Origin of the sequence: Nocardia uniformis NBRC 13702 (genome assembly GCF_001613345.1) — a bacterium.
Classification (GTDB): Bacteria; Actinomycetota; Actinomycetes; order Mycobacteriales; family Mycobacteriaceae; genus Nocardia; species Nocardia uniformis.
Map to the genome: position 1 here is coordinate 239,593 of NZ_BDCE01000057.1, position 12,147 is coordinate 251,739.

Annotated in this window: 7 protein-coding genes and 1 tRNA gene; 2 read left to right on the forward strand and 6 right to left on the reverse strand. The window is 61.1% G+C overall.

The features are described from left to right. From NU1_RS21215 to NU1_RS21235, 5 genes are all read right to left on the reverse strand, one after another. A complete protein-coding gene (locus tag NU1_RS21215) occupies nt 1-1,227 on the reverse strand; it encodes a restriction endonuclease (protein ID WP_212761868.1) in 1,227 nt (408 codons plus the stop codon). Nucleotides 1,228-1,665: 438 nt separating this feature from the next. Then, a complete protein-coding gene (locus NU1_RS21220; RefSeq protein ID WP_084521664.1) occupies nt 1,666-2,724 on the reverse strand; it encodes a M48 family metalloprotease in 1,059 nt (352 codons plus the stop codon). Nucleotides 2,725-2,827: 103 nt separating this feature from the next. Continuing rightward, entirely contained in the window at nt 2,828-4,996 is a 2,169-nt protein-coding gene (locus tag NU1_RS21225; protein ID WP_067523534.1) for a lipopolysaccharide kinase InaA family protein, read from the reverse strand. Further along, complete coding sequence (locus NU1_RS42300) at nt 4,993-5,697, reverse strand: hypothetical protein (protein ID WP_067523535.1); 705 nt, start codon at nt 5,695-5,697, stop codon at nt 4,993-4,995. Before NU1_RS42300 ends, NU1_RS21225 begins: the two co-directional genes overlap by 4 nt. Next, complete coding sequence (locus tag NU1_RS21235) at nt 5,697-6,584, reverse strand: hypothetical protein (RefSeq protein WP_067523536.1); 888 nt, start codon at nt 6,582-6,584, stop codon at nt 5,697-5,699. The genes NU1_RS42300 and NU1_RS21235 overlap by 1 nt, the downstream gene beginning before the upstream one ends. Before the next feature lie 386 nt (nt 6,585-6,970). Between NU1_RS21235 and NU1_RS21240 the strand changes: the two genes are divergently transcribed. Further along, the gene (locus NU1_RS21240) at nt 6,971-9,769 is read left to right on the forward strand and encodes an AAA domain-containing protein (protein WP_169815114.1); all 2,799 of its coding nucleotides are present in this window, start codon (nt 6,971-6,973) and stop codon (nt 9,767-9,769) included. 269 nt (nt 9,770-10,038) lie between these two features. Further along, nucleotides 10,039-10,112 (forward strand) — tRNA-Met (locus NU1_RS21245). 3 nt (nt 10,113-10,115) lie between these two features. Here the strand turns inward: NU1_RS21245 and NU1_RS41605 are convergent. Next, nucleotides 10,116-11,108 (reverse strand): hypothetical protein, encoded by a 993-nt coding sequence (locus NU1_RS41605; RefSeq protein ID WP_157552704.1) that lies wholly within the window; start codon nt 11,106-11,108, stop codon nt 10,116-10,118. Nucleotides 11,109-12,147: the final 1,039 nt, after the last annotated feature.

Genomic DNA, 12,147 nt, shown 5'->3' on the forward strand with positions numbered 1-12,147 from the left:
TTACTGTGAGTCGGCATCACCCTGTTGGTTCTTTCTACTGCGGTTGACGATGCGTGCAGGGATGCCGTGCTGCTGGCACAACGAGAGCAGACCGCTGCCATCGATCAGGTTCAATGGTTTGCCATTGGCGAATTTGTAGCTCTCCGGACCGTATCCCGATGTGGTGATCATGATTCCTTTGGTCGCACCTTCATGCTGCACAGTGCCCCACAAGTCGCGCACATGCGTCGGCTTCACGGTGCCGGTGTAGAGCTTCGCCTGGACGATGAACTTTCCGCCCTTGATCGGGTCCGGGTCGTAGGCTACGCAATCGACGCCGCGGTCACCACTGGCCTGGTACAGCTTGGTGTCGAATTTCATTCGGGTGAACAGGTTTTGGATGAACGCCTCGAACTCGCTAGGGGTGAGTTCCAGTAGGTTCGGCCGCTTGTCCAGCTCGGAGATGATATCGACCGGGTCGATTATTCGCGGGTCGGCCATCTTGAAATTCATGACCGGCCGGACCGCGACGAGTTCATCAGGATGCGGTGACACGTCAGCGAAGAAGTGCTTCCGCACGCATTGCACGGGGTCGAACTTCGGTTCATCGAGCACCAGCCGAGCGAACTGCTCTCGGGTTGCGCGCATCGAGATCAGTGGCTGTTCGGTCTGCTGCCCGGTGGCCGGGGAGACCGCACGGAGGACGCCGTTGAATTCGACGGTACTGATCAACTCCTCTGCCGACGCTGCGAAGACCTCGCGAACTGTCCGTAGCGCTATCTGGGCCATCACGCGCTGGTACAGCCAGCGAATCTCCTTCACCGGCCGTGTAGTCGGCTCGATTGCCTTGCGAGCCTTCACATGCCGGAACGATTTGTGCTCGGGTACCACCTCGATCGGAGGCAGGTACCACTCCACCGCCAGGCGCGCCGACTCTGGGACATAGCCTGCGCGCCGTTCCATCGGGAAGTTGTATGGATATGGCGAGTGCTCGAGCACCATCTCCATGTATCGGCTGACGGCTAAGCGGTCTCCTTCTCGTAGCCCGGCAACAAGAGAGTCGATACGCGCATTCTCGTCGGCGACCTGCTGCTCGGCCTGCTCCACAGCCGCCTGGTACGCCTGCTGTTTCTGCGCTACCCGCTGCTGCCGAAGCGATTCCTCGCGCTGATGATCCTGCTGGGCCTGGGCGAACTGCTGCTTTGCGAGGTGGGTTTCTTCCTCGTAGCGCCGTTTGCCGCCGAACATGCGCGCCAATCCGGTCGGCTCCGGGGGTGTGCTCCACACGGGAGCAGGGCGCGGTGATGCGTCCCATCCGAGATCGAGGGGCGGCACTTGCACATACCGTCGCAGTGCGCTGAATTCGATGCGTGGATCTCGTCCCAGTGACCCTGCCAACAGGTCTGTCAGCTCCGCCACCTGGTCTTCGACCTCGGCGGTCTGCGCGATTGCCTGCTCGTCACGACTGGCCGCTTCGAGCTGCACCTGCTCCCGTTCCAACGCCTTGCGCTCACGCTCCAGCTGTCGGGCAATGCGCGGGTCAACGTAGCCGTGACCTCCGTACGGATCATAGGGAGAACTGTGCACCATCGGACTCACCCCTGTTCAGCTGATGATCGCTCTAACGCTAACGCGCACAACAAGTCTCGACAAACATAACGGCTCGGCAGGTTGCGTCGATTAGAGTCACATACTCTCTCCGCCTGTTCGATTGTGCTCGTACAGGTACCGTTCCAACGCCTGGATGCGGGAAGCACACGACGGATGGCTGTCGAGGAGGTTCGCACGCAGTCCCTCTCGCTTCAGGGCGTCGTCGTGCCCAGCGTGCAGCCAGCCATAGAGGACTTCGAGTAACGCGGGGCCGTAACCGATTTCCGCGGCCGTCCGGTCAGCGGCCTTCTCTTCGTGTCGGTTGAACCATGCCATGAGGATCGGAATGGTCCAAAGCAGCACCAGTGCCGGGTGAATGGAGTAGAAGAACCAGGTGATCAACGCCAGCCAGAGGAGAGGAAACAAGCGGACGAGCGGCACGATCAGACATCCCGCTGCCTGGCCGCCTGCTCGTCCGGCGACGGCCCCACCCGCCGCACCCAAGGTGACGCTGGTGGCGATTGCGAACGCGAAGTGGGTGATCGCGAACAGGGCGCGGGTCAGGAGTCGGCCTGGAATCGAATACCAATGCGTCAGCATCCGCGCCCACGAATGTCCGGCGAGGTGGTGGCCTAGTTCGTGCGCCAGCACCGCCGCGAGCTGGCGCGGCGGGAGTCCGAGCGCTGGTCGGGTAACGGCCACGATATGCCCGGAGGTAGCGAATGCGTTGAGCTCCTTGGTGTCCTGAACCCAGAGCCGATAGGTGGCGGCTCGAACTCCCGCCGATCGGCACACGGCGTCCCACGCATTGTGCAAGTGCTGTAGCTCGTTCATCGTCGGCTGACGCAGCCGGAACACCAAGCGCGCGATGGCATACTCAGTCGGCTGAAAGAACACGACGGCACCGGAGGCGATGAAGCAACTCAGTACCGCGAGCATGATCGTGTCGTTGGGAGTGGCAAGGGAGGTCAGCAGGCCCACCACTATTACGCTGAGGATGAACCACGGAACGCCGAGGATGAGCGTCACGGCGGTCGATAGACGCACACCACGGCGGCGGATCGCGGCCCCCGCCACCGACCGAGCTGTCCCTCCGAAATTGTGCTGAAAACCATTCGGTTCGGGCTCGTTGTACAACCCGTCCTGCGACGCCATCGCGCCCCCATTCGAAATTTGCGCTGCAGTTTCTCAGCCTATCTTGAACAGCCGCTACTCATGGCCGGGACGAGATCATTTCCAGCGACATCACTGTGCCTTCCTATTCGAGTTCGTAGGCATCGCGGGTGATCTTGAACCGGTGACCTCCCGGACGGTTGTCGCGGCATGCGATGCCGTCGTCCTCGCTCGTGCACGTGTACGGCCCGGCGGTCTTGGTTTCACCGAGAGGAAGTATGGGTCGCTCGGGGGCGGAGAGTGTGTCTGGTGTACAGACGAATCCGGCGCTGGTTTGGGTAAGTGTGATAGTTCGTCCGTAACCGGGGTCCGCGCATCCCGCCGGATCCGGGGGGATGTAGGTGAATTCCTGTGCGTCGCAGCGAACGCCCGCTTCCGGTCCGTCAGGGGCGATCTGACAAGCCACATTTTCTGACGGCGACTGAAACTGCACGGGGGCGGGAATCTCGTCGCGTTGCATGGCGGCGAAGACCCCCACTGCGGCGGTAGCACAGGCGACCAGGGCGAAGGCGGTCCGCCCGTTACCACGCCGGCGGTGCGATTGGGTGCGCTGCTGGAGTGGAAGTGCCTGGGGCATCGGCTGTGGTAGCGGCATTCTCGGGCTCGGCGGTGGGTTCGGCGGTGGCGGCCAACTTTCCGTCGGGCGAGCTGCCGGAGTGGCGGGCTCGCCGTTGTAGGGCTGGTTTGCCGTGGGCGGTTCGCGTCGTGTTCGTGGGACAGGTCTCGGGGTCGTTGCGGGTGGTTGCGGTGGCTTCCGTGCCGCGCCGGTCTTGTTCTTGTAGAGGTCATGCAGAGCGGCATTGCGCGCGGTGGTGCGGTCGGCCGCAGGAGCTGGTTTCGGAAGTTGTTGAGGCGGAGACAGTGTCGCTCGGGAGATGGTCGGCGGGGAGTTTCGAGGTGACGCGGGTGTGGATCGGTGAGTCCGGTGCATGTTTTCGGTCAGATCGCGGAACTGGTCGTCATCGAGAATCCGGAGCAGCCCCGCTCGGTCGAGTTCGATCTGTGGTGTCAGGTTGCTCGAGTAGTCACTGTCGTACAGGGTGATGGTGCCGTTGATGGCGACGCGCAGGCCCTTCACATCCCGGAGGTATCTGTCGCCGCTCCTGGTCCTCCCCGGATACTGCTTGTGTAGTGCGTCGACGACGTCGCCGTAGGCGACGATCGTGAAGTCTCCCTTCTTGTAATCGCCCAGGTTGATCAGTGCCACCGCGCCACGCGGTGTCTCAATGATCTTTGTCCAGGTGACGGTCCCGACCACCGTGACGGGTTGACCTTCCATGTCTCGGAGGACAGCAGCGTCCTCGGCGGCGAAGATCAGTGCCGTTGACACCACATGTCCGTCCGCGGTAGGGAGGGTGCTTCGGCCTGCGAGGGCGGCGCCGATCTGGGAATACTCGGTCAGGCACGCTGCCCGGAATTTCCGTGTGGAAGCCGAGATTTCGGGCATGGCGGATAGTCGCGTGAACAGCTGCGACGAATCTGGGTTGGCGAAATCGGTGGATTCGAACAGCAGGTTCTCGCCGGTGCCACCGAAGTCTTTCCACAGCGAGGGATCTCGTGCGAGGGCCGCCAACGACAGGTCGATGCATTCGGCAGCGAAGACATCCAGATCGGCGCCGTAGTGGCGGCCCCGGTCGGGATGCTGATAGTTGCGGTGGCCCTGTTCGATCGAGTCGAGCCCCGCGAGGTTCCGAAGGAACATGCCGTCGTAGTCGATCAACCAGATCTTGTCATCGGGGCGGACCAGGATATTGCCGTGCTGCAGATCGCCATGCGCGGCGTCACGAGCCCGTAGAGCAGCCACAGCTTCGCGAATCCGCCTGCGGACGGTGTCGATTCGGTGCGGGTCTGGTGCTTCGGCCCAGTCCTCGAGCCACACGCCCAGCGGCAATCCATCGACCCATTGCATGCGGACCGTCGGAAAGGTGTTGCCGTTCACGATGATTCCGTCATCGAGATACTTCACCGGCACCAGAAAGTCGAGATCGGAGTTTCCGGTGATGAAGGCGTCAATGTGTCCGTAGCGGTGTAGGAGTCCGCGGTCGGTGCCATCACTGCGGTGAAAGCAGCGAACGGCCCATTGACGACCGCCGCAGTCGATCCGAAAGGTTGCGGCGAATCCGCCCGAGGCCACGGTCGGCAAGTTCAGCAGGTTCGTGCGCGCGACGCCGCCGCGCAGCACCGGATCATTTCTGAACGCCAGCGTCGGATTCTGCACTGCGAGTTGATATTCGCGCAGCGAGGGGTATTTCATGGCGTTACCACGCAGATCGTCGTATCGTCGTTGTCCAGGCCGGATTGGGAGCGGGCTTTGGTCACCCATTCGGCGAACAGGTCGGCGGTTCTGGCTGTACAGGGCGCCATGTCTACCTGTTGGTCTTGGGCGTGCGACCGCAGCAGGTACTTCGCTAAGGCGTCGGATGCCAGGATGAAGACATCGCCAGGTTCGAATGCACCTTCCTTGCGCCACAATGCGGTACGAAACGATTCGTCGCCTGCCAGCGTGCTCACCAACGGCGGGAACCGGTCGAAAAGCTCCCAGTTGCCGAGCGGACCGGCGCGCACCAATCGAGCTTCTCGGAGGTGGAGCAGACATGAATCACCTACCGCTACCGCCCGGTACCGCCGTGCCGCAAGATTGATATCGAGCCCCACGAACGTGGCGGCACCACCGCGCTTGAGCTTTTCCGTTGCATGCCAGGGCAACCCCGGCCTGACCACCTCGCGCAGCCACTGTTCGCGCAACGCCGCCAGTTCGTTGGTCTCGAACGGATCCACATGTTCACCGACATAGGCGTGTACCAAGATCTCCGCCCAGATCTCGGGGCGTGCCGATGTGGCAGCTCCATCCGCTACAGCGAACCGGTACAAACCCGCGCCGGCACGGTCGTCGTTGTCGCCAGGATCGCGGCCGTCCTTGGCGACCGATCCCAGTACGGCCGGCACCGCGAGCATCAGACGTCCTCGGTGCCTTCGGGGCGGTCTGTGCCGTCGGTCAATTCCTTCAAGCCTGTTGGTGTCACCGAACGGGTGCCGATGTCGAGAAAGTCGATCACCGAGGTGGCATCCGCGTTGTACAAGAACCCGCGCGCACCCGCGGTGACCGTGTAGCCCATGCTCGCCGCTGCCTCCAGCATCGACGACGGAAGCTCGCTGGATAGCTCATACAACATCTTCGCGTTCGAATCCGGAAGTCCCGCAACGGAACTCGGGAACAGGACCGGCTGGTTCGTCAATCCCGACAGGTGCACGTTGAACACCAATGCCTTTCCATCGTCGGTGCCCAGGTCGTGAATGCGTGCTCCGACATCGCGGGGATCGCCGTCGGTGGACGCCCCGTCGGTCACATTGATCACGATCGGCGGGAAGCTCGTTGGGTGGGATGTGCACCACGCCTTCACCACTGGTTCGAGTGTGGTGAAGGCGGCCACCATTGGTGTCATGCCATTCGTTTCCGCATCTACCCAGACCGGCATTTTCTGCTGCATCGACACCACACCCCCAGCGCCGTCGGGCACACGCCTGGTCATCGTATCCACCCGCAGCGGATTCTCCGCCACCTGAGAAACAGGCAAACACGCCTGATCGCGGCTGCTTCCGTGCAGGACGGGTGTCACGTCCGCGCCGTACCCGAATACGCCGAGCTCGAAGTAGTCATAGACCCGCTCATCACCGCGACTGCACAGCAGTACCGCGTTCCCCAACATGTTGTTCACCGCGTCTGCGAGGGCCTCCGCCTTCGATTTCCCGGTCTGCGCCCACGGATCCTTCATCGAGAAGGACTGATCGATCGCGAACAACAACAGTGCCGGCTGCCGCCGGTTGATCTCCGCCGAGTACATGCCGAATCCTCTTTTCCCTCGATCTGTTCGCCCGATTTATGGGCGGCTACTGCCACACCCTCGGAAGTGACCTGCCGGGTGAGCAACAACTCACAGACTACGCATGGGCACTGACGAATTGAGTATGGAGCTGCCGTAATCTGGTGGCTACCAATAGAACTGGCTGCCCTGATGGTCAGCGATGAATGGAACCCGGTGTCGCGGTGGCAATCTCATGGTCTCCCTTCAATTGGCTAGTGCCGCATCTCCGGCGCTTTGCCCGGTACGGCCGGGCGTCGGCCCGGAGCGATTCGGATAGCAGAAAACCTGCGTGACCGGCCATTCTTCGCGATACGCTCAGTATGCCTGCGATTGGTGAGGGGTGTGGGGTGATCGATCCACGACGTGTGGCTGTACTGATTCAAAATCCAGCGAACGGAGCGTACGAGGACCGCACCAAGGACATCCGGGAACTGCATCCCATGGCGGGTGGTGTGCGGATCGCCTTTAGGGCCGGTAGGCCCTACGAGTACGGGTCGCAGCGTGTGCTGGTGTTGGAAAATCCCAAGGTCGTTTCGCCCGATGCGCGGGTGCGGATCGCCGTCGAGGGGCAGCTGTGGGAGAACGTGACCGAGGCGTACCACTTCACCGCGCAAGATCGGGGGTGGTGGCACATCTTCTACGGCAATTCCGGCAAGTATGCCGCTCGGCCGACGGAATGTGTCGAGATCATCCCGAACGGGGCAGGCGAGCCGCGAGCGGCTGCGATCCTGGCGTACTGGAAAGCCGTGGCCGAACGGCTTCCAGAGGGAGGCCAGTCCCTGCGTGAGGCATACAGCCGGTCGATGTTTGTCCATCCCGAGAGCGCGCTGTACCGCTACCTGCATGCCTTACCGATCGAACCCACCGAGCGTCCCGCCTCGCCTCCGCTATACCCGTTCCACACCAATCTCAGCCAGCGGGCAGCCATCGAAAACGCGCTCCGGCATACGATTTCGGTGATCGACGGGCCACCGGGAACTGGGAAGACACAGACCATTCTGAACCTGATCGCCAATGTCATCGTCGACGAATCGAAGACCGTGGCCGTCGTCTCGTCGAACAACACCGCCGTGGACAATGTCCACACCAAGCTCACCGAAGCCGGATTCGGCTATGTCACAGCGAATCTCGGCAGGGTTGCGAAGCAGGATACCTTCTTCGCGGAGCAATTGAATCGTAATCAGGTGGTCGAGGGGTTGCGCGGATCGCCCGAGCTGATGCTGCCTCGAACCGAGGAGATGGTCACCCGGGATGGCCGACTACTGGGTCTGCGAGAAGCCGAACGGCAACTCGCACAGCTGAATTCCGAGCACGCCAACTATGGGCTGGAACGCAGTCACTTCATGGGCTACTTCGACCGGCACGAACTGCCCGATCAAGAGCAGTTGCCGGTCCTGCGGTGGGGATCGGCGAAGATCCTCGCCTTCATCGCCGCGACCGACCCGGATCTGGCGCGCACCAGCGGGATCGCGCGCATGGTTGATCGGATCGGGAACTACTTCAGATATCGGTCGATGCGGTACGCCGACGCACAGGATGTCGATGTCGTGTTGCGGCTGCAACGGCTCTACTACGATAAGAAGATCGCCGAGCTCGAGCAGCTGATCGGCAAAGTCCGAAAATCATTGGATAGCGCGAACTTCGAGCAGCTCGCGGAGGAACAGCGTCAACTATCCGTGGGCTGGCTCACCGAGCACCTGCGCCGACGTTACGCAGACCGCGCGACGCGGCGATACGACCGCGGATCATATCGGCGGAAGTGGGCTGAGTTCCGCCGTGACTACCCCGTCATCCTGAGCACCTGTCATTCGCTGGAACGCAGCATCGGCAGCGGCCAGCTCATCGACTACCTCGTCATCGATGAAGCATCGCAGGTCGATCTGCTCGCCGCTGGAGTGGCCTTGGCGTCCTGCCGCAATCTGATCATTGTCGGCGACCTACGGCAGTTGCAGCCCATCGACAGCGTCAAGGAATCCGCGTGCCCACCCGCCCCGGCACCCGCGTATCGCTATCAGGAGAACAGTATTCTGTCCTCACTGATCGAGCTGTACGGTGACTCGCTGCCCCGCGTGATGTTGCGGGAGCACTACCGCTGCGATCCGAGCATTATCGGATTCTGCAATCAGAAGTTCTACGAGGACAACCTCATTCCCTTCACGCTGAGCGCTCCGGGGTACCAGTCCATGGTGGTGGCGCGGACAGTGGAAGGCAACCACATGCGCCAGTTCGGTCGTCAGGTCGATGTGAACCGTGGTCGGATCAATCAGCGGGAAATCGATGTCATTCAGCGAGAAGTGCTGCCGCGGTTCTGCGCTGACTTCCCACCCGACCAGATTGGAGTCACCACTCCCTATCGCAAACAGGCAGACAGGGTGACCGACGCGCTCATCGAGAGCGTCGAGAGCATCGAGTCCGACACCGTCCACAGTTTCCAGGGCCGCGAGAAGGACGCCATCGTGATGACCACCGTCCTGGATGAAACCAAGAGCGGCCATGCCGGTCTGCGGCACGCGGATGGACCAGAATTGGTCAATGTGGCAGTCTCACGCGCCAGAAAACGCTTCGTTCTCGTGACCAATCACGACATGCTGCCGCAAAGCAGGAATCTCCGCGATCTGATCGGATACATCCATTACCAAAATCTCGACAAGGAGGTCTTCGACAGTTCAATCGTATCGGTATTCGATCTTCTATATCGGGACTATTCGATGCGACTCCGTCCGCTGGCCGCCCGCGTCCGGAGGGAATCTGACCACAAATCGGAAGACATCATGCGAACAGTCCTGGAAGACCTGTTGAGAGAGACAGAATTCCACGGACTCGGGTTCAAAGAACAGGTGCTGCTCAAGAACCTGCTACCGGATACCAACCGCCTCACGCCGGACCAGCAACGATTCGTCCGTACCCGCTCGTCTTCGGTCGACTTCGACCTCTACAACCGCGTCACGAAGCAACGAGTGTGCGTAATCGAGGTAGACGGCTTCGAGTTCCATGAGAATGACCCCAAGCAGCTCGCCCGGGACGTACTGAAGAACGCGATCTGTCGGGCGTACCGGATACCCCTGCTCCGATTTCCCACTACGGGTAGTGATGAAGTTGAACGTCTGCGCCGGGAACTCGCCGCGCTTGTTCGCGGTCGAACGGCAGCGAATCCCACGTCCTGAACGAAATGCGCTTATCGTGGGCGGCCGTACCTGATCGATCGCGTACTCCTCGGCCTTGGTGAGGTCGGCCGCGACGCAATGAGTGCGCTTACGCAGGAAACGCTGCACGCCGTCGAGGTGAAGCTGTCGCCCGAGCAGTCCGAGGCTCATGGTTGTCAGGCGGAGAAGATCCCCTGTAGGAAGCTGCCGACGCGCCCCACCACGGTGAGATCTGGCAAGCCCGACCGGTAGGTTTGAAAACGCTTGCCCGAGCGTATAATCGGGTGCATTGCGGCGTAGCGCAGTTTGGTAGCGCAGCGGCTTCATATGCCGCAGGTCGAAGGTTCGAATCCTTCCACCGCCACTATTATCCGGCGATCGAGCCCAGCGTTTCGAGGATCTGCTTCCAGGATTCGACTGTCTGTTGGACCTGGGGTCCTGCCTGCAAGCCTGCCAGGAGGGATCTCATGACCCCGGCGCGCCGCTCCTCGGGGGGCCTGTTTGCTTCCTGCGTGAGGTTTTCCAGGTTTCCAAGCAAATGGCCGCGAAGGTCGTCGTCTCCTTCGGTGTCGGCCAGGATAGCGTCTTCCAGCGCCGCGAGTGCTGCCCCAACTTGGGAGTCGCCGCCCTGATAGACAACGTTCGACATGCTCTTGCCCCGATTTACTATGCGATCGGCGATTTGCTGACTGCCGTTTACGGTGACGGGCGCCTTGTATACGTTGCCTTTGACGGAATAGGTGGGGCCTGGAACGCCTTGGCCTGAAGCTTCGGTGTAGTCCGTCATCCGATTCTTAACCTCTTTCAGGTAGTCAATTCCGAGTTCAAGATATGATTGCATCAGGTCGTAATTCTCTGGCTGATGAAGTTTGAACTCGATGTATTGAGTATCATCCATCAGGTAGGTAAAATCTCGTTTGGGACGTTGAAACTTGGAACCGTCTATGGGAACGACAATGTGTCCAAGTGTTTCCGATACTTCTGTAGCCCAGTCGTATACCGCATCGTCTGGGCATGTTCGCTGATGCAGACCCAATTCGAGCCAGTAGCCGCTCTCTAAGAGCATCTCTAGTTCCTCAGACACAAGCCGCCCTGTCGCCCCGTCATCCAACCGGGCGTATCGAGGTGGGAACACCATCGGTGGAGGCTTTCGTCGAGCCAAAATATCTGCTTGAACTCGTTGCCAGTGATGTTGGGCTTTGATGATCTCAACCCGCTCTTTTGCAATCTCAAGCGCATGAGCCGCAGTGCAGCCAATGAGTATTGCGACGGCTGCCACGCCTCCTATCACGAAGCCGCTAAAACGGGGATCGCTATCGTTTGTTCCCGTCCAGCTTTCGATATTCAGGATACTTTTCACAGCATGTTGGAGGGTGACGAACGCGAGCAGCCCAACAATAAGGCCGCACCCCCACGTTATCCTCCGGTCCACGACGCTGAGTGTACTGGTGGGGGCCGACAACGTGGTCGAAGAAGGTCCCAGACGGTAGCCACCCGATCCCACACCGCAGCGCGTCCGACGGGTTGCTGCGCGTAAAGCACCTGGTCCACACCGGAATTCGTTTAACGCGAGGGGTGTGGCGCGGCAACCATCACGTGCCTGAAGTTCGACATCACCAGCGGCTACAACGGCCGCGGACTGACTGAAGCTCGCGCGGACATCCAGAGGTTCCGCGAAGAGGTCAAGGCCATCGCGCTCGGCATGATCGTCGGCGACGGAACCGACTCCGCGATCGACGCATGGATATGGTTGCGCACCAACACAATCGATGGTCGCTGGGTGATCGCATTTGATGGCCAGCATTAAGCAGCGCCCGTGGCGCCACCGGGTACCTACCGTTCCTGCTGGTCGGACTGTGCAAGGTGGCCGGAACCATCCTCACCCAGATCGCGGTCGCGGCCAAAACCAGCGAAGTCCCAATGCTGCGCACCCTGCTGGCCACCCCGACATCCTCGACGCGCTGATCGCCGCCGATGCCGCCCACTGCGATGGCGGCGGTCACCATATCCTGACGGTGAAGTTGAACCAGCTAAACTTATGTAAGAGATTGAAAGCCCTTTCCTGGCAACACATTCCGGTCGTGATGGTCGGCGTGTAGTCCGGGCGCGGCCGCCATGAACGCCGAATGCTCAAAAGCCACCGCCCTCGACGCCGGTATCGGATTCCCGGGCGCGCAGCAGGCTCGGGAGTCGCCTGCATCATGCGAGCTCCCCTCTCGGCATACCAAATTGATCATGCCACCCGGGATCGGCCAACATCAACGGGAAGCGGGCACGAGTTTCGAACCGGCTGCGGAGGCTCGCCGACCCCGGCAATACGGGCGTAAGTCGGTGCAGCACAGTGCAATCTCGACAAATTGTGTCAGATGGACGATCTGGGCAGGGGATCTGCTGCAGGG

Coding starts and splice junctions, on each gene's coding strand:
- NU1_RS42300 (WP_067523535.1), bottom strand. CDS start 5,697: ATGCTCGCGGTGCCGGCCGTACTGGGATCGGTCGCCAAGGACGGCCGC.
- NU1_RS21220 (WP_084521664.1), bottom strand. CDS start 2,724: ATGGCGTCGCAGGACGGGTTGTACAACGAGCCCGAACCGAATGGTTTT.
- NU1_RS21225 (WP_067523534.1), bottom strand. CDS start 4,996: ATGAAATACCCCTCGCTGCGCGAATATCAACTCGCAGTGCAGAATCCG.
- NU1_RS21215 (WP_212761868.1), bottom strand. CDS start 1,227: ATGTTCGGCGGCAAACGGCGCTACGAGGAAGAAACCCACCTCGCAAAG.
- NU1_RS21235 (WP_067523536.1), bottom strand. CDS start 6,584: ATGTACTCGGCGGAGATCAACCGGCGGCAGCCGGCACTGTTGTTGTTC.